This is a genomic window from Chryseobacterium sp. MEBOG07 (assembly GCF_021869745.1).
In the GTDB taxonomy this organism is placed as follows: Bacteria; Bacteroidota; Bacteroidia; order Flavobacteriales; family Weeksellaceae; genus Chryseobacterium; species Chryseobacterium viscerum.
Genome location: NZ_CP084579.1, coordinates 4,663,370 through 4,680,106 on the forward strand (window position 1 = coordinate 4,663,370; position 16,737 = coordinate 4,680,106).

General features: G+C 37.0%; 19 protein-coding genes. 12 read left to right on the top strand and 7 right to left on the bottom strand.

The genetic code is table 11. The features are described 5' to 3' along the window. Positions 1 to 41 precede the first annotated feature (41 nt). Positions 42 to 1,115, bottom strand: a complete 1,074-nt coding sequence (locus LF886_RS21485) for an RluA family pseudouridine synthase (RefSeq protein ID WP_236851606.1) — start codon at positions 1,113 to 1,115, stop codon at positions 42 to 44. A gap of 73 nt (positions 1,116 to 1,188) precedes the next feature. Continuing rightward, a complete protein-coding gene (locus LF886_RS21490) occupies positions 1,189 to 2,286 on the bottom strand; it encodes a PASTA domain-containing protein (RefSeq protein WP_236851608.1) in 1,098 nt (365 codons plus the stop codon). Between the two features lie 156 nt (positions 2,287 to 2,442). Between LF886_RS21490 and LF886_RS21495 the strand changes: the two genes are divergently transcribed. The 3 genes from LF886_RS21495 (at position 2,443) to LF886_RS21505 (ending at position 4,668) form a co-directional block, all read left to right on the top strand. Beyond that, a complete protein-coding gene (locus LF886_RS21495) occupies positions 2,443 to 3,432 on the top strand; it encodes a D-alanine--D-alanine ligase (RefSeq protein ID WP_236851609.1) in 990 nt (329 codons plus the stop codon). A gap of 33 nt (positions 3,433 to 3,465) precedes the next feature. Continuing rightward, a complete protein-coding gene (coaD, locus tag LF886_RS21500) occupies positions 3,466 to 3,930 on the top strand; it encodes a pantetheine-phosphate adenylyltransferase (protein WP_076356137.1) in 465 nt (154 codons plus the stop codon). 105 nt (positions 3,931 to 4,035) lie between these two features. Further along, entirely contained in the window at positions 4,036 to 4,668 is a 633-nt protein-coding gene (locus LF886_RS21505) for a trimeric intracellular cation channel family protein (RefSeq protein WP_236851611.1), read from the top strand. Positions 4,669 to 4,790: 122 nt separating this feature from the next. On the opposite strand, the gene LF886_RS21510 is transcribed toward LF886_RS21505, so the two are convergent. Both LF886_RS21510 and LF886_RS21515 read right to left on the bottom strand, forming a co-directional pair. Continuing rightward, a complete protein-coding gene (locus LF886_RS21510) occupies positions 4,791 to 5,357 on the bottom strand; it encodes a DUF2892 domain-containing protein (protein ID WP_236851612.1) in 567 nt (188 codons plus the stop codon). A 74-nt stretch (positions 5,358 to 5,431) separates the two neighbouring features. Beyond that, complete coding sequence (locus LF886_RS21515; RefSeq protein ID WP_236851614.1) at positions 5,432 to 5,926, bottom strand: dihydrofolate reductase; 495 nt, start codon at positions 5,924 to 5,926, stop codon at positions 5,432 to 5,434. Positions 5,927 to 6,000: 74 nt separating this feature from the next. On the opposite strand from LF886_RS21515, the gene LF886_RS21520 reads away from it, so the two are divergent. From LF886_RS21520 to LF886_RS21540, 5 genes are all read left to right on the top strand, one after another. Beyond that, positions 6,001 to 6,606 carry a LemA family protein gene (locus LF886_RS21520; RefSeq protein WP_103233000.1) on the top strand — a complete coding sequence of 202 codons (606 nt, stop codon included), beginning with the start codon at positions 6,001 to 6,003 and terminating at the stop codon, positions 6,604 to 6,606. 2 nt (positions 6,607 to 6,608) lie between these two features. Continuing rightward, the gene (locus LF886_RS21525) at positions 6,609 to 7,037 is read left to right on the top strand and encodes a TPM domain-containing protein (RefSeq protein ID WP_185147131.1); all 429 of its coding nucleotides are present in this window, start codon (positions 6,609 to 6,611) and stop codon (positions 7,035 to 7,037) included. Next, the gene (locus tag LF886_RS21530; protein WP_236851616.1) at positions 7,018 to 7,833 is read left to right on the top strand and encodes a TPM domain-containing protein; all 816 of its coding nucleotides are present in this window, start codon (positions 7,018 to 7,020) and stop codon (positions 7,831 to 7,833) included. The genes LF886_RS21525 and LF886_RS21530 overlap by 20 nt, the downstream gene beginning before the upstream one ends. Before the next feature lie 198 nt (positions 7,834 to 8,031). Continuing rightward, on the top strand, positions 8,032 to 8,553 hold the full coding sequence (locus LF886_RS21535) for an NAD(P)H-dependent oxidoreductase (protein ID WP_103232997.1): 522 nt from the start codon (positions 8,032 to 8,034) through the stop codon (positions 8,551 to 8,553). A 3-nt stretch (positions 8,554 to 8,556) separates the two neighbouring features. Continuing rightward, positions 8,557 to 10,446, top strand: coding sequence for a monovalent cation:proton antiporter-2 (CPA2) family protein (locus LF886_RS21540; protein WP_236851617.1), 1,890 nt, complete (start codon positions 8,557 to 8,559; stop codon positions 10,444 to 10,446). 1 nt (position 10,447) lies between these two features. On the opposite strand, the gene LF886_RS21545 is transcribed toward LF886_RS21540, so the two are convergent. Then, complete coding sequence (locus tag LF886_RS21545; protein WP_236851619.1) at positions 10,448 to 11,275, bottom strand: GIN domain-containing protein; 828 nt, start codon at positions 11,273 to 11,275, stop codon at positions 10,448 to 10,450. Between the two features lie 254 nt (positions 11,276 to 11,529). Here LF886_RS21545 and LF886_RS21550 point away from each other — a divergent pair, with 254 nt between their 5' ends. Both LF886_RS21550 and LF886_RS21555 read left to right on the top strand, forming a co-directional pair. After that, the gene (locus LF886_RS21550) at positions 11,530 to 13,671 is read left to right on the top strand and encodes a M3 family metallopeptidase (RefSeq protein ID WP_236851620.1); all 2,142 of its coding nucleotides are present in this window, start codon (positions 11,530 to 11,532) and stop codon (positions 13,669 to 13,671) included. A 147-nt stretch (positions 13,672 to 13,818) separates the two neighbouring features. Continuing rightward, complete coding sequence (locus LF886_RS21555; protein WP_236851622.1) at positions 13,819 to 14,196, top strand: YchJ family protein; 378 nt, start codon at positions 13,819 to 13,821, stop codon at positions 14,194 to 14,196. A gap of 141 nt (positions 14,197 to 14,337) precedes the next feature. Here the strand turns inward: LF886_RS21555 and LF886_RS21560 are convergent, their stop codons facing one another. Then, positions 14,338 to 14,838: a peptidylprolyl isomerase gene (locus LF886_RS21560; RefSeq protein WP_152290644.1), complete on the bottom strand. Its 501-nt coding sequence runs from the start codon at positions 14,836 to 14,838 to the stop codon at positions 14,338 to 14,340. A gap of 116 nt (positions 14,839 to 14,954) precedes the next feature. Beyond that, positions 14,955 to 15,206: a VF530 family DNA-binding protein gene (locus LF886_RS21565; RefSeq protein ID WP_109738761.1), complete on the bottom strand. Its 252-nt coding sequence runs from the start codon at positions 15,204 to 15,206 to the stop codon at positions 14,955 to 14,957. A 120-nt stretch (positions 15,207 to 15,326) separates the two neighbouring features. On the opposite strand from LF886_RS21565, the gene LF886_RS21570 reads away from it, so the two are divergent. After that, positions 15,327 to 15,479, top strand: coding sequence for a hypothetical protein (locus LF886_RS21570; RefSeq protein ID WP_236851624.1), 153 nt, complete (start codon positions 15,327 to 15,329; stop codon positions 15,477 to 15,479). Positions 15,480 to 15,528: 49 nt separating this feature from the next. After that, complete coding sequence (locus LF886_RS21575) at positions 15,529 to 16,734, top strand: exonuclease SbcCD subunit D (protein ID WP_236851626.1); 1,206 nt, start codon at positions 15,529 to 15,531, stop codon at positions 16,732 to 16,734. Positions 16,735 to 16,737 lie beyond the last annotated feature (3 nt).

Genomic DNA, 16,737 nt, shown 5'->3' on the forward strand with positions numbered 1-16,737 from the left:
GATTTCAATTCAACAAATATAAAAAAATTCTCAATATATTTTTAGTTTTCCAAATAATTTCTCCATTTTTTTACAGCATCCGTCATATCTTTGGGCATTGGGCTCTCAAAATACAATTCCTTTTTAGTCGTTGGGTGTATAAATCCGAGGGTATGGGCATGAAGTGCATGTCTTGGTAAAATTTCAAAAACATTTTTAATAAATTGCTTGTATTTGGGAAGATTGACTCCTCTCAAAGGGGTATGACCTTCATATCTTTCATCGTTAAACAAAGTATGACCTACATGTCTGAAATGCGCCCTGATCTGATGGGTTCTTCCGGTCTCAAGTTTACATTCCACCCAAGTCATGTATTTGAACCTTTCAAGAACCTTATAGTGGGTTACTGCGTGTTTTCCATGGCTGCCATCTTCATAGACAGACATTTGCATCCTGTTTTTAGGATGTCTTCCGATATGTCCTTTGATGGTACCTTCCTCATCCTGAAGATTACCCCACACAAAAGCCCAGTACAATCTTTTCGTTGTTCTGTTAAAGAATTGTTTCGCCAGAAAGCTTAATGCATACTCATTCTTGGCAATTACCAGCAGTCCTGAGGTATCCTTATCAATTCTGTGAACAAGCCCTACTCTGTCCAGATCAGACTTTTGACCATTCTTTTCAAAGTGATATGCCAGCGCATTCACCAGTGTTCCGTCCCAGTTTCCAAATCCTGGGTGTACAACCATTCCCGGCTCCTTATCCACAACAACAAGGTCATCATCTTCATAGATGATATTCACTGGGATATCCTGCGGAGTAATGACATTCTCCCTTGGAGGATGGGTAAGCAGTACCGAGATCTGATCTCCCGGCTTCACTCGGTAATTCTGTTTTACCGGAGCTCCGTTTACAATAACGTTTCCGGCTCTGCAGGTTTGTGAAATTTTATTCCTTGAAGAATTCTGTCTGTGTATTAAAAGGAACTTATCAATTCTTAATGGCTCCTGTTTGTTGTCAACAGTGAGATTAAGATGTTCATACAATCCTTTATTTTCCTCGTCAATATCGATGTTTTCAATACTGTTGGAATCTAATAATTCTTCATCTAAAAAATCTTCGTTATCTTCTGACATTCTTTTATATTTTTTACAGAAAAGGCTTCAACATTTTATAGTTGAAGCCTGTATTTTTGATATTAATCTGATCTTATTCTACGACTACCTTCTTAGCTTTCGGCTTTTGAGCAGGCTGTTGTGTAGTTGCTGAAGCAGCTGGTTTGGCTGTACTTCCTGCAGTATGAGTACCATTTCCTACAGCCGTTTTAGGCTTTTCAGTTGCAGAAACAACAGGTTTGGAAGTTGTCGTCTGAGTCTTAGGAGTCTCAGTTTTCGGAGCTTCCGGTTTTGGAGTTTCTTTTTTAGGTGCCGGAGCAGGTACTACGGGAGCTTCATAGCTTGGTTCGTTATGAACTTCCTCATATCGTACCGGAGGCAGTGATGTATCTACTTTCATACGATAGATAGAATTCAGCTGCTCTACTTTCGCTCTTAGCTCTGCCGGAGTTTTCTTACTTGCCCAAAGGTCAATCTGCATTCCCTGGTCACGAACATCTCCTGAAGCAGGATCTTGATAATAAATAATATCAGATTCGTCTTTGCTGCCATCTTCATGCTCTACCAATCCAACTTCAAACATACTTTTTGCAATAACTGCTCTTGCTTCTTTTACAGAAAGTCCTACCACATTAGGAATAGAAATATTTCTCATAGGACCAGAGCCTACCACTACATCGATTACAGAGAATCTAGGCAAACGTGCTCCCGGATTTACAGCATTTCCTTTATATAAAATACGTAAAAGAGCATCTTTCTGGATACTTGGTTCATAAATGGTATCTCCAATCTTAAGACCTACCTGATCTAACCTCTGGAATGCCAGCCCTGAATATTTATTGATAACATCCGGAACAGCAATCTGAGCCCATGTTCTAGGATTCACTCTAAGACGTACCGTTCTTCCGTCCTTTACACGGGAACCCGGTGCAGGATAGATCTGAAGAACCTGGAATGGTCTGTATTTAGGATCATACTTCGCACTGTCTACTTCATACTCCAATCCTGTATCATCCAATATTTTAACAGCATCATGGATAGATTTATTAACGACATTGGGAACAGGAATTTCCTGACCGTGATTAGTATGGTATTCCAACCAGCGAAATGTGAGCCATATCAACCCTACAAAAATGCCGATGGCTATTACTAAATTCAGTAAAACTTTCCAATTGAAAAGTGATTTAAGCATACTTAAAAATACTTTAATTATAACCGCAAATATAGCTAATAATTTTAGAATGGACTTTTTATTTAACACAATTCATTTTTGATGGTAAAATTTGTCAATTTCCCATATTGCATTACAGAAAATGATTAAATTTGCCTTAATTGATACTATATGGTTATGAACAAAAAAAGTGTTGCCGTAGTAATGGGAGGCTATTCTGATGAATATGTCGTTTCTTTAAAAAGCGGACAATTGATTTATGATTCTTTAGACAGAAATCTCTATGACGTATATAAAGTAGTAGTCCTTAAAGATGAATGGTATTTTTTAGGAGAAAATGATAAGAAATACGAGATCAACAGAGGGGATTTTTCTGTAACTTTAGATAATGGAGAAACCTTAAAATTTGATGCCTGCTTCAATATTATCCATGGAACTCCTGGTGAGAACGGGATTCTTCAGGCATACTGGGATGCGATTGGTCAAAAATATACAGGTTGTGATTTTTACCAGAGCGCTCTTACTTTCAATAAAAAAGATACGCTTGCCGTATTATCAAAGTACGGAATTCCTTCCGCGAAAAGTATTTATTTAAGAAAAGGCGAAGACATCAATGTGGATGAGATCATATCAGAATTAAATCTTCCTGTATTTGTAAAACCCAACCAATCCGGATCTTCTCTGGGAATTTCTAAAGTGAAAGAAAAATCTGAACTGATTGCCGCTACTGAAATTGCATTCAAAGAAGATGATGAAATTCTGATTGAAAGTTTCCTGGACGGTATGGAAGTTTCTGTAGGAGTTATCGATTTTAAAGGAGAAACTATCGTTCTGGGAATTACAGAAATTGTTCCTACCAATGAGTTTTTCGATTACGAAGCAAAATATGAAGGGGCTTCTGAAGAAATTACCCCAGCAAGAATTGACGAAGAAACCACAAAAAGAGTAGAAGAAATTTCTAAAAGAGCGTATGATTCACTAGGAATGAGCGGTTTTTCAAGAAGTGAATTCATTCTAATGGACGGAATTCCTTATATGCTTGAAATGAATACCAATCCAGGGTTCTCTCCGGCAAGTATTCTTCCACAACAAGCAAGACATTATGGAATTTCCATTATGGATCTTTGTGGAAATGAAGTTGAAAAAGCTTTAAATAAAAGAAAATAGATAACTGAAGTAAGAAATTATAACTCGTACAACATGAAAATTGCTGTTTTCCCTGGGTCATTTGACCCTATTACACTAGGACATTACGACATTATAGAAAGAGCGGCACCGCTATTTGATAAATTAATCATCGCCATTGGACAGAATTCTCAGAAGAAATATATGTTTCCTCTTGAAAAAAGAATGGAATTTATCCAAAATTCTGTAGCAGAATTCCCCAATGTGGAAGTAGATTCATTCGAAGGCTTAACGGTAGATTACTGTTTTGAAAAAAATGCTCAATACATTATCAGAGGATTGAGAAACCCTGCCGATTTTGAATTTGAAAAAGCGATTGCTCATACTAACAGAACTTTAGCCCACAAAAAACTGGAAACGGTATTCTTACTGACCTCTTCAGGAAAATCTTTTATCAGCAGCAGTATCGTAAGGGAGATCATCACCCACGGCGGCGAATATGAACTGATGGTTCCGGATTCGGTGAGAGTGGAGAAATAAACAAAACAATAATTGATAAGCGATAAATGATAATTGATATAATGGCCAAGAATTTGCTTAAGCAAAAAATCATTCATCAATTATCATTTACCATTTATAATAGATATGCACGAACAGTTCAATTTTGCTATAGAAGTCCTGGGGACCATTGCCTTTTCCATGTCGGGAAGTTTTGCAGCCATGCAAAAACGGCTTGATCCGTTTGGGGTACTTATTATTGCATTTGTAACTTCCGTAGGAGGAGGAACTGTAAGAGATCTATTGCTTGATATCCCGGTATTCTGGATGCATGATCTTCTGATGTGTGCCCTGATCCTGGTGACCAGCATTTTTTCAATGGTATTCAAATCTCTTGAAAAGAATTTTAAAGTAACCTTATTTATCTTCGACAGCTTTGGTCTTGGGTTATTTACCATTATCGGAGTTCAGAAAGGATTAAATGCAGGAATCCATCCTATGATTTGTATTGCATTAGGAACTATAACAGGTTGTTTCGGAGGTATTATACGGGATATATTACTCAACAGAATTCCATTGATTTTCAGAAAGGAAATTTATGCTACAGCATGTATATTAGGAGGTTCAGCATTTTTATTGATGACCAGATATACTACACTTTCCTATACTTTTATACAAATATTCACTATTATACTGATTGTAGCGATTCGTACTCTGGCTGTAAAATACCAATGGCAGATGCCTAAATTTTATGGTTATGATCATAATTCGGAAATGTAGCTTCGTTAAGAAAATCTTTATCTAAAAGATATTTTTTCTAAGCCCTACCACCTCCAAGAATAAAAAACAAAAAGTCCTGAAAAATTCAGGACTTTTACTTTTATATAGATATCGGAGATTCCTTAGAATCGTCCTCTCTGTCTCATATTAGGATTATGCATGTGCTTCTGCATAGTTGGCATTTTCAACTGATCTTTCATCATTTTGATCTGATCGGTCATCATTCCTGCGCTGTCTAATCTTTTTGCTTCTTCCAGTAACTTCTGCCCTTCCTGTTTTCTTCCTTTGGAAATAGCTGCTGCTGCAAGATTTAAAGTAGCCATTGCTCTGTCATGCTTCATATTCAAACCATATTCCAATGCTTTTTTCATAAAAGGTTCTACTTTTGCAGGGTGATCCTGAGCTTGAGTCAATCCTAATAAATAGTGGAAATATCCGTATTGAGTCTTGTGAAGTTGTCCTTTATAATCTGTTATTTTGGTTAGCCATTCACCAGCTTTCTCCATATTTTGTTTTCTCAATTGCCAAAATGCCAAAAGAATATATTCATTTTTAAAGAATAATAAGATCGGAAATGCAGCCAAAAGAAAAACAACAATACCCCATCCCATACTTCTTGTGAAAAATATCAAATAAAGTCCCGCCAGGATAAGAAGTGCTGCTATTACAATTTTTATGTATTTATTCATTATTAAATTTTAGAAGTGCAAAGATAAAAAATTTACAGGTTAGAAGCTAGAAGTTAGAGGTGAGAATTCTGTAATTACTCACTCTTGATTTTTTCAAAGGTCTGGAAACAGAAATCATAAGCATTTTTCTCATCCTTCTCATGGCAGATTTCTGCAGTTTTTTTCCAGATTTTCTCATCTATTTTCGGGAAGAATGTATCTGCTTTAAGGTCTGCTTTCACTAAAGTAACTTCAAGCCTGTCTACCAAATCCATTGTCTGCTCATAAATATTTCCACCTCCAATAATGAAGACTTCTTCATCAATTTTTTTAGCAAATTTCAATGCTTCTTTGATACTTCCTACGATAAGGATTCCTTCTTCAAACCAGTTCTTCTTTCTTGACACAACAATATTGGTACGGTTCGGAAGGGGCTTTCCAATACTTTCGTATGTTTTTCTTCCCATAATGATGGGATGTCCTGAAGTTATATCTTTAAAATGTTTTAGATCTTTAGGAAGATGCCAAAGTAATTGATTTTCAAAACCAATTTCATTTTTCTCTCCCATTGCCACCACTATTGTTGTCATTCAAATAATTTTTTACAAAATTAGCACATAATTTGTATATTTGGTTAGCACAAAAAATTTAAAAAAAATAAACTATGAAAAATAAAGGATGTTTGGGTGCCGGAACTATTGGTATTGCCCTCCTTATTATTGTTGCTGTTCTATTCTTCTGGGGAAAAAGCGGATATAACAGCTTTGTCGACAAAGAACAGAGTGTCAACGCAAAATGGTCGAATGTAGAGACTGTATATCAAAAAAGAGCAAACCTTATTCCTAACCTGGAAAGAACGGTAAAATCGTATTCAAAATTTGAGCAGGAAACTTTAACTCAAGTTGTGGAAGCACGTTCCAAAGCTACTTCTATCAACATTGATCCTAGTAATATGACTGAAGCTGACCTTGCTAAATTCCAGGCTGCTCAGGGAGAATTATCAGGAGCTTTGAGCCGATTGATGGCTGTAGTAGAGGCTTATCCTAACTTAAAAGCAGACCAGCAGTATATCAACTTCCAAAGAGAATACACTGCTATTGAAAACAGTATCAGAACTGAAACTGTTTATTATAATGATGCTGCAAAGGATTACAACACTTCCATCAAGACTTTCCCGAATAATATTTTGGCGAATTTCACCAACTTTAAAGAAAAACCTTATTTCAAAGCTGAAGCAGGAGCTCAAAAAGCGCCTGAAGTATTCAAATAATAATGGGTAATTTCCTAACAAATCAACAGATCGCTTCCCTTGTGGAAGCGATTCAGTCTGCGGAAGATCATTCTACGGGAGAGATCAGGGTGCATATTGATTCCAATACAGAAAATCGTGATGCCAAGACAGCATTTGACGTTTTCAAAAAACTCGATATGGATAAAACGGCTGATAGGAATGCTGTTCTTTTTCATGTCAATTTTGAAAAAAAATATCTGACAATCATCGGAGATATCGGAATCCATGAAAAGGTACGACAGTCTTACTGGGATCACCTGCACGACTATATCACTGCGGAATTTGCCAAAGGAAATTATCACAAGGCGCTGAAAAGTGCCATCCTGGAAACAGGGCTTGAACTCAAAAAACATTTTCCTGTAGAAGGAGAAAATCCAAACCAACTGTCAAATGAAATTACGTTCTCTTAAAATAGTATTTTCATTTGTATTGCTATGCTTGTACACTTTTGTATCAGCACAATACACCATTCCTGAAAAACCCGCAGTTCTTTACCCTGTCTTTGATGAAGCCGGTTTGCTTTCTCAACAGGAAAAAGATGCTCTTAATAATAAGCTGATCAAATTTGCAGATTCTACCTCAACAGAAATTGAAGTAGTGATCATCCGCTCCACCAAAGGAGAGGATGTCAACTTTCTGGCAACCATGTTCGGTGAGAAATGGAAGATCGGAAAAAAAGGAGTGGATAACGGAGTGGTTTTCCTTGTTGCCACAGAAGACAGAACGATGTCTATCCAGCAGGGACGTGCCGTAGAACAATATCTTACCGCTTCAGTAGCAGGACAGATCTTAGATTATATTGTTACCCCAAACTTTAAAAAAGGACTTTGGTATGACGGCATCAATGGCGGAACCTCAGCCATTATGGAGGCTGTTGAAGGTAAATTCAAACCTGTTGCAACGACAGCTCCTTCCGGTAACGGAAGCGCTTTTAAAGTCCTGATCATTGCTTTTGTTATTTTCATCATTATTGCCATACTTTTTGGCAACAGAGGCGGTGGCCGTGGTGGAAATAATGACGACGACGATGATGTCATTATCACCAGAAAAGGACGCAGAAACTATCCTGGTGGCTTCTTCCCATTCCCTGGCAGCTTCGGAGGAGGTGGCTTTGGCGGCGGAAGTTCCGGAGGCGGAGGCGGCGGATTTGGAGGTTTCGGCGGCGGTGGAAGCTTTGGAGGCGGTGGTGCTTCCGGAGGCTGGTAAATCAGTAAATCACTTTCAAAATATATAAACAGATCAGGTCATCACGGCCTGATTTTTTATTTAAAAACATAAAATAGTATGTTTTTTTTAGCTTTTCTTAATGGTAAATTGATTTTTACGTATTAAAAAATTAATAAAACCTCATAAAAACTACCTTTTATTCAATATTTTTTTATTATATTTACTGAAAACAGGATTATGAAGAAGACGTTGGTAGTATTTGCACACCCTTATCTGGAGCACTCCAATTCGAATGTAGAGCTCATCAATTTCTACGTTCGCCACCAGCATTATACCTTAAGAGATCTTTATGAAGAATATCCTGATTTTCATATTGCCGCTTTCAGAGAAAGAAAACGTCTTAAAAACTATGACCGCTTTGTTTTTCAGTTTCCCTTGATATGGTTCGGAATGCCTCCTCTTCTCAGATTATGGATCGATGAAGTTTTCGACAGAGACTGGTTGAAAGAGGGTGAGCATAATCCCTTGGAAGGAAAAGAGGTTTATATCCTCGTCACCACCGGCGGAAAAGAAAGATCTTTCACAAAAACCGGTACCTATCAATATACGATCGATGAACTGATCAGCGGACTGATTGTTTCTCTAAAAGTTTTCAAAGCAGACATCAAACGCATCAAAATCGTATACGAAGCCAATAAACTGTCTAAAAAAGAAATTATTCTACATAAAAAGGAATTTACAGAACTACTCAATCAATAGCCTATGGAATCCAGCTTAGCGATGAACACATTAATTTTTCTGGGGGTAGCCATTATCATGGTTCCATTAGCCAGAAAATTAGGGTTGAGTTCTGTGATCGGTTATATTTTAGGAGGAATCATCATAGGACCTTATGTACTTCGGCTTACAGGAAATAATGTAAATGATATTATGCATGCCAGTGAGTTTGGGGTCATTATGCTTTTATTTCTGGTAGGTTTGGAACTGGAACCCCGGAAATTCTGGGAAATGCGAAAGAAAATAATGGGTCTGGGACTATCTCAGATGGCACTCACTATTTTGTTACTTTTCTTAGTCTTCACGAGTGTAGGCTGGAGAGTAGATAAGGCAATTACTGTCGCTATGTGTTTTGCTTTATCTTCTACAGCAATTGTTCTGCAAACGTTACAGGAAAAGAATAATTTTAAAACAACAGCCGGGGAAGCTTCATTCTCTACACTATTGTTTCAGGATATTTCGGTCATCCCTATTTTGGCAATACTCCCTATTGTAGCAAACTATAAAGCAAAGCATCACGATAATGAAATTCAGATTCTGATCCAAAAACTTCCGGAATGGCTTCAGGCCGGAACAGTAATTTTAGGAGTAGTCCTGCTTATTTTACTAGGTAGATATGTCTTTGTTCCTTTCTTGCGATATGTTTCAAAATCGGGAATGACAGAGTTATTGACGGCTTCTTCCCTATTTCTGGTTATTGGTGTTTCTGAGTTGATGATTGTTATAGGTCTTTCCCCGGCATTAGGAGCCTTCCTTGCGGGAGTAATGCTTGCCAACAGTGAATTCCGTCATGAATTGGAAGCACAAATTGATCCTTTCAAAGGGCTTTTATTAGCTGTTTTTTTCGTTAGTGTAGGATCAACAATCAATTTTAATATTATTCAGAAAGATCCACTCTTTATTTTCAGTACTGTTTTTGCGGTGCTGGCAGTAAAATTTATGGTTTTATATACCATCGGAAAGTTTTTCAGGATAGAAACTCCTCAGAGTCTTTTTTATGCATTTGCTCTTTCTCAGGTAGGAGAATTTGCATTCGTACTGCTTAACTATGCATCAGATCTTTATCTGCTGGGACCTGAGATGAATGCACAAATGATGGCTGTTACAGCAATTACCATGTGTATCACTCCCATTCTTCTTATTATCAATGATAAGTTTATCACGCCGAAATTCATCAAAGAAATTCCTGAAGAAGAGAATGACTTTAATATTCTTGACAATGATATTATTCAAAAGAAGATCATCATTGTAGGTTTCGGGCATTTTGGAAGTACTGTGGGACGTCTTTTAAAAGCCAATAAAATATCGGCTACTGTCCTGGACCGCGACTCTGATCGTGTAAAACTGCTCAGAAGCTATGGTTTTAAAGTATATTATGGTGATGCCACAAGAATTCCTATTTTAAGGGCTGCAGGAATTGAAGATGCTGAGATCTTGGTTTTATGTCTGGATGATCCGGATGATAATAAATTCATTGCAGAACTGGTTCGTGAACATTATCCTGAAGTGAAGATTTTTGTACGGGCTAAAAATAGGATTGATGCCTATGAGTATCTTAACAGCGGAGTCAATCATATTTACCGTGAAACCTTAGGAACTGCTGTTGATATGGCTGTTGACGTGCTTCATGAAACAGGGATGAGAAAATATGCAGCAAGACGTCTTGGACAAAGATTTATGGCTATTGATAAAGCATCGATCAGGAAGCTGGCAAAAATGAAGGAAAATGATGATGCTATTACCTTATTTACTACAAAAGAAATCCTCCAGCGAGAGGAAGACTTATTAGCGTATGATAATCTTAATTTTGATAATAAAAATTGGGAAGGCTCCTCATCCACTGATGGAGAAGATGAGGATGAATCCCAGGATTGATTTATTGGATGTTTACACTTCCACCACTGCTTTCTTCTTTGCTCACATTCTTAAGCTCTCCTTTTTTAGAGATATCCACACTTCCACCAGATGAAGCACCAGCCTTCACGCTGGAAACAGCGCTTATCTGAACACTTGCCCCACTGGAAGCGTCTGCTTCTACATTCTCAGCGATAACACCTTTGGCTGAAACACTACTGCCCGAAGAAGCACTGATGTCCACCTTTTTCGCTTTTCCGGAAATATCAAGAGTAGATCCTGATGAAGATTCAATATCAAGGTTTACAGCCCAGATTTTACCGTTGAAACTGCTGCTGCTGCTTATGTTGATATCCATATCATTCGCTTCCAGATCTCCGGAAATACTTCCTGCACTTGATACTTCAAGGTCAGTTTTCTCCTGAGTAAATTTATCTTTTATAATAATTCTCGCTGCTGAATCGGCAAGAAGTTTATTAAAATCTTTGGTGTAAATTTTTGCTGTTACTTTACTAATATTCATCACTCTGACTCCAGGTTTATAATGAATATGCAGTCTTCCGCCCTCATTGTCCACAAGAATTTCGTTGATGATACTTTGAGGGGCAGAAATCACCACTTTTTCTGTTTCAGATTTTATAATTTCTGCTTCTATCGCCTGAGAAATCTGAATTTCATCAAAATCCCCGTTAAATTCTTTATGCTGTATCGGGCCGCTTTCTTTGCTTACTACTTTCTCTACCCAATTACTCTTGTCTCCATCTCTATCTCTGTTTCTGTTCTCATGCTTGTCATTACATGAGGCTAATGCCGCTAAGGCTGAAAAAATAAATAAAGTCCTTGTTTTCATGCTTATTTCTTTTGTTAATTATTTTTGTTGATTTCTTTACTTAAATAACAACTAATTTATAAAAAATATTACATTACAATTAAAAATACTGAAATAGTATACTTTATAGGTTTTCAAAATGGCAGTATATGCCCCCAGCATTCTACGTATTCGTCTAAAAACACGTACTGAACGGGTTTAATAAATACATTTTCCAAAATAGATTCTATGATACAAGTTTTTAATATCTTTATACTTTAATAACAACTATATTTATGAAGAATATTTCATCGGTATTATTAATTTCTGCCTTGGCGTTCAATCAATCTTGTACTACAATGAAACAGACCGATATTCAACAGGAGCTTCCCGCACCTGATTCCTCTTTATCTTCAAATCCTTTTATGAAGAAAAGCAAGCTTCAGTACGAAGCTCCGGAATTTGATAAAATCAAAAATGAGCACTTCAAACCTGCTTTTAACTATGGTTTAAAGCTACACGAAGCTGAGATTATAAAAATTGCCAATAATCCGGCTGCTCCAACTTTTGAAAATACAATCGTTGCATTGGAAAAAAGTGGTGAAGTATTGAGAAGAGCACAAATTGTATTCTCAAATCTTACAAGCGCGAATACCAATCCTACTTTACAGGCTTTGGATGAAGAATATGCCCCTATTTTTGCGGCACATTCTGATAAATTGTACCTGAATGAAAATCTTTATAAAAGAATACAATCCATCAAAGAAGACGGTCTTGATTCTGAAAGCAAAAGACTGGTACAATATTATAAACAAAACTTTGAAATTGCAGGGGCTAATCTTTCTGCGGCTGACAAAGAAAAATTAAAACAGCTCAACCAGGAACTGGCTTCTCTTTCTACTCAATATTCTAATAAATTATTGGAAGCAAGAAAGCAAGGCGGAGTATTTTTCTCCGATGCAAAAGAACTGGACGGACTTTCCGCTGATGAAATTGCAGCCGCTGCGGCTGATGCCAAAACAGCAGGACAGCCTGGAAAATATCTTCTCGCTTTACAGAATACGACACAACAGCCTCTTTTACAAAACTTAAAAAACAGAGCTACCAGAGAAAAGCTATTCAAAGCTTCATGGACAAGAGCTGAAAAAGGTGATGCTAACGATACTAGATCAACGATCGAAAAACTGGCTAAGCTGAGACTGAAGAAAGCTCAGATTTTAGGAAAGAAAAACTTCGCAGAATGGAAACTTCAGGATCAGATGGCAAAAACACCTGAAGCAGCTACCAATCTGATGAATCAAATTGCTACTCCGGCCGTGGAAACAGCCAGACGTGAGGCAAAAGATATCCAGGATCTTATCGATCAGCAAAAAGGAGGTTTCAAAGTAGAACCTTGGGACTGGAATTTCTATGCTGAACAGGTAAGAAAAGCTAAGTTTGATCTTGACGAAAGTGAAATAAAGCCCTATTTTGAAATCACAACGGTTCTTGAAAAAGGAGTTTTCTTCGCTGCTGAAAAATTCTACGGACTGACATTCAAAAAGAGAACAGATCTTCCTGTTTACCATCCTGACGTAGTAACGTATGAAGTTTTCGATCATGATGGGAAATCTATCGCGATCTATTACCTGGATTTCTATACAAGAGATTCTAAAAACGGTGGTGCATGGATGAGTAATTTTGTTGAGCAGTCTTATTTATTAGGAACAAAACCTGTCATTGTTAACTGCTACAACTATCAGAAACCTGCTGCTGGAAAACCTTCATTAATCAGTTATGATGATGTTTCAACAATCTTCCATGAATTTGGTCACTCTATTCACGGAATGTTTGCGAGCCAGAAATACCCTTCTCTTTCAGGAACAAATGTACCAAGAGACTTTGTAGAATTCCCGTCTCAGATCAATGAGCACTGGGCTTTAGATCCTGTAGTTCTAAAGAATTACGCGGTTCATTATGAGACAAAACAGCCTATTCCACAGACATTAGTAGAAAAAATTAAAAAAGCTTCTACATTCAATCAAGGATATATGACTACAGAATTGGTTTCTGCTGCTGAATTGGATATGGATTGGCATACCGTAAGCAACGACAGCCAGTTTATTCCAGTTTTAGACTTTGAAAAGCAATCTTTAGCCAGCCATGGATTCAATCTGGCAACAGTTCCACCGAGATACCATACGCCTTATTTTGCACACATCTGGGGAGGTGGATATTCAGCAGGATATTATGCTTATTTATGGTCTGAAACATTGGATAATGATGCATGGGAATGGATCAGTAAGAATGGCGGATTAACCAGAGAAAATGGTGACCGTTTCAGAAAATATATTCTTTCTGTAGGAAACTCTGTAGACTTGAACCAGGCATTCAGAGACTTTACAGGACACGATCCAGATATCAAACCTTTATTAAGAAACAGAGGTTTTATTAAATAAATCAATAGGAAGCATTCTTAAAAGAATGCTTCTTTTTTATGTTTTGGCTAAAGCCGATGGATTTTTCTTTGTTTATTTTTTAACGGGCTAAAGCCCGTTCCAATTGAATTTCATTATTTTTGCGGTTCACATTTTAAAATATAATATATGGACTGTCCCTGCTGTTCAGGAAAATCCTACGAAGACTGCTGTAAACCTTATCATACCGGAGAAAAGCATGCTCCCACCGCTGAAGCTTTGATGCGCTCAAGGTTTTCTGCTTTTGCGATTCCAAATGGTGACTACCTGATGGAAACCACACTTCCGGGGAAAAGGAAATACCACAATACAAAAGATCTTCAGGAATGGGGAGAAATCAACCAATGGACGAAACTGGAAATCATCCGGACTCCCACTTTAAATCATGTAGAGTTTAAAGCTTATTATACAGACCAGGATGGTCATCCGCAGCTCCATCATGAATTTTCACTTTTCCAAAAAATGCATGAACGCTGGTATTATGTTTCAGGGGAATTTTTAGATTAGAACCTTCCCGAAGAGATGAATGTCAAGCATTCAATAACTATTGTAACCTTATAAATAAAAATACCCCACAGAATTTATCTGTGGGGTATTTTTTATCTTTTATCTAAAAAATGTCCGAAAAAATCGAACATTTCTTATTTTTTAGTGAGCTTCGTTTCCGTCAACTCCATGAGCATGTCCATGTGACAATTCCTCTTCAGTTGCTGGACGAGTATTTAAAATTTCTACCTGGAAATCTAAAACTTTCCCTGCCATTGGATGGTTAAGGTCTGCTACTACAACTTCAGGAGTAACTTCTACTACAAATGCCTGGAAATTGTTCCCTTCATTATCAGATAAAGGTAAAATAGCTCCAATAGGTGGAGTACCTGATTCTTTAAACATATCAATTGGCAATTGTGCGATAGCATCAGGCTGTCTGTCACCATAGGCTTCTTCAGGCTGAATTGTAAAATCTGCTTTATCACCAGCTTTTAAGCCCAGGATATTTTCTTCAAATTTTGGAATCATCATTCCCATACCGTACAAAAATGTAAGCGGATTTTCTGTTGTTGTCTCTTCTACAAGAATCTTACTTCCATCTGGTTCGATAGTGTGAAGTATGTACTTTACAGCTACAACATGATTGTTTTCAATTGTCATATTTCTTATTTTTTTCGTGCGCTTTTTCACGATTAATTTTACAAATATACTATTTTTTGAAATGATTGTTCGAAGGAGAAAATCAAATGAAAAATCTAAAAGTGAGATCCTTCTTTCTATTTCCTGCCCTTGGTTTCGTCACGCTTTTTCTGTCTCAGCATAAAGAGATACAGACTTTCTACTTTTGTTCTGGCCCAGGGTGTTTTCCGTAAAAATTTCAGGGAAGAAGTGATGCTCGGGTTATCTGTAAAACATTTGATATTGATCTGCTCACCCAATTTTTCAAATCCTTCGTAGTATTCTACCAATTCTTCAAGAATAGCATCAAGCCTTTTTCCGTGTAAAGGATCTTTTGATTTTTCTTCCATAACACAGCAAAATTAAAACATTTTATCAGACTTAGCGACTAAAATTGTTTAAACTCTCAATCTTTAGTATTTTTGAAGAAGCTATTGCTTATCAATAAAAATCATTCGTTACAAACAAATATGAGCAAAAACAACGAAGCCAACAGGAAAAAAAATAAAAAGAAAATTGATCAGAAAAAACGTAAAATGCAAGATGCGGAAACAGAAAGGAAAGTGCGTTTAAAACAAATTCTGGAAGATTTCAAAGTAAAAGAAACTGATAATCAAGAATGAAAATCGTTCATTACTCAATCTATTTACGTTAAACAATGATAAACTTTTTATGAAAATTCTGCACACAGCCGACTGGCATTTGGGAAAACGACTGGACCGCTTTTCACGACTGGAAGAGCAAATTCTGATAATGGAGGAGATTATAGGCATTGCTGATGAAGAGCATGCAGATCTTATCCTTGTTGCCGGTGATCTTTTTGACAATTTTAATCCGAGTGTAGAAGCCATTGAACTTTTTTATAAAACATTGAAACGTTTGTCTTTGAATGGGAAACGTCCTGTAATGGCAATTTCAGGAAATCACGACTCTCCCAATCTGATCGATGCTCCGGATCCTCTGGCCCGGGAATGCGGGATTATTTTAATAGGTCATCCTAAAGCTGAAGTGAAACCCTTCAGTACAGAATATTTCAACATTTCAAATTCTAAAGAAGGTTTTATAGAACTGAAAATTGAAGGGATAGATTTCCCTGTAAGAATTCTCCACACTCCTTTCGCGAATGAGATCCGTTTAAAAGAATATTTTGGGGAAAATAAAGAGGAAGAAATCAACAAAGTACTTTCACAAACATGGAAAGATCTTGCTGATCAGTTTTGTGATGATTCCGGAGTGAATCTTCTGACCGCTCATTTATATATGAATAAAAGAGGAGCGGAAGTTTTGGAAGAACCTGAAGGAGAAAAACCTATTAAGATCGGAAATGCAGACCTTATTTTTTCGGATACTATTCCTGAGCAGATTCAATATACGGCATTGGGGCACCTCCATGGTTTTCAGAATATCGGAACAAAGGAAAAGCCTGTTATTTATTCATCTTCTCCCCTATGCTACAGTTTCAGTGAAGCCGGACAGACAAAATATGTGTCCATCATTGATGCAGAACCTGGAAAGCCAGTTAATTATGAAAAAAAGGTCTTAAAAAACGGAAGAGCTTTAGTCCGAAAAACATTCACTTCTATAGAAGATACCGTTCAGTGGCTGAGTGAAAATCCCTATACATTTATTGAACTTACGCTGGAAAGTGAGACTTTTCTAACGGCTGATGAAAGAAGATTAATCTATCAGTCTCATAACGGAATTGTTCACCTCATCCCAAAAGTCAAAAATAAAGAGCTGGCTGAAAATCTAAGCCAGGACATCAATTTAAGTCAGGATATTGACATATTATTCAAGGATTATTTTAAATCTAAAAATGGCGGACAGGAAGCCAATGAAGAACTGATGAATTTGTTTAACGAAATTTTAAATGCATAAGCC

Excerpts from the sequence above, each read along its gene's own strand:
- LF886_RS21485 (WP_236851606.1), bottom strand. The coding sequence starts at position 1,115 with ATGTCAGAAGATAACGAAGATTTTTTAGATGAAGAATTATTAGATTCC.
- LF886_RS21490 (WP_236851608.1), bottom strand. The coding sequence starts at position 2,286 with ATGCTTAAATCACTTTTCAATTGGAAAGTTTTACTGAATTTAGTAATA.
- LF886_RS21495 (WP_236851609.1), top strand. The coding sequence starts at position 2,443 with ATGAACAAAAAAAGTGTTGCCGTAGTAATGGGAGGCTATTCTGATGAA.
- coaD (WP_076356137.1), top strand. The coding sequence starts at position 3,466 with ATGAAAATTGCTGTTTTCCCTGGGTCATTTGACCCTATTACACTAGGA.
- LF886_RS21505 (WP_236851611.1), top strand. The coding sequence starts at position 4,036 with ATGCACGAACAGTTCAATTTTGCTATAGAAGTCCTGGGGACCATTGCC.
- LF886_RS21510 (WP_236851612.1), bottom strand. The coding sequence starts at position 5,357 with ATGAATAAATACATAAAAATTGTAATAGCAGCACTTCTTATCCTGGCG.
- LF886_RS21515 (WP_236851614.1), bottom strand. The coding sequence starts at position 5,926 with ATGACAACAATAGTGGTGGCAATGGGAGAGAAAAATGAAATTGGTTTT.
- LF886_RS21520 (WP_103233000.1), top strand. The coding sequence starts at position 6,001 with ATGAAAAATAAAGGATGTTTGGGTGCCGGAACTATTGGTATTGCCCTC.
- LF886_RS21525 (WP_185147131.1), top strand. The coding sequence starts at position 6,609 with ATGGGTAATTTCCTAACAAATCAACAGATCGCTTCCCTTGTGGAAGCG.
- LF886_RS21530 (WP_236851616.1), top strand. The coding sequence starts at position 7,018 with ATGAAATTACGTTCTCTTAAAATAGTATTTTCATTTGTATTGCTATGC.
- LF886_RS21535 (WP_103232997.1), top strand. The coding sequence starts at position 8,032 with ATGAAGAAGACGTTGGTAGTATTTGCACACCCTTATCTGGAGCACTCC.
- LF886_RS21540 (WP_236851617.1), top strand. The coding sequence starts at position 8,557 with ATGGAATCCAGCTTAGCGATGAACACATTAATTTTTCTGGGGGTAGCC.
- LF886_RS21545 (WP_236851619.1), bottom strand. The coding sequence starts at position 11,275 with ATGAAAACAAGGACTTTATTTATTTTTTCAGCCTTAGCGGCATTAGCC.
- LF886_RS21550 (WP_236851620.1), top strand. The coding sequence starts at position 11,530 with ATGAAGAATATTTCATCGGTATTATTAATTTCTGCCTTGGCGTTCAAT.
- LF886_RS21555 (WP_236851622.1), top strand. The coding sequence starts at position 13,819 with ATGGACTGTCCCTGCTGTTCAGGAAAATCCTACGAAGACTGCTGTAAA.
- LF886_RS21560 (WP_152290644.1), bottom strand. The coding sequence starts at position 14,838 with ATGACAATTGAAAACAATCATGTTGTAGCTGTAAAGTACATACTTCAC.
- LF886_RS21565 (WP_109738761.1), bottom strand. The coding sequence starts at position 15,206 with ATGGAAGAAAAATCAAAAGATCCTTTACACGGAAAAAGGCTTGATGCT.
- LF886_RS21570 (WP_236851624.1), top strand. The coding sequence starts at position 15,327 with ATGAGCAAAAACAACGAAGCCAACAGGAAAAAAAATAAAAAGAAAATT.
- LF886_RS21575 (WP_236851626.1), top strand. The coding sequence starts at position 15,529 with ATGAAAATTCTGCACACAGCCGACTGGCATTTGGGAAAACGACTGGAC.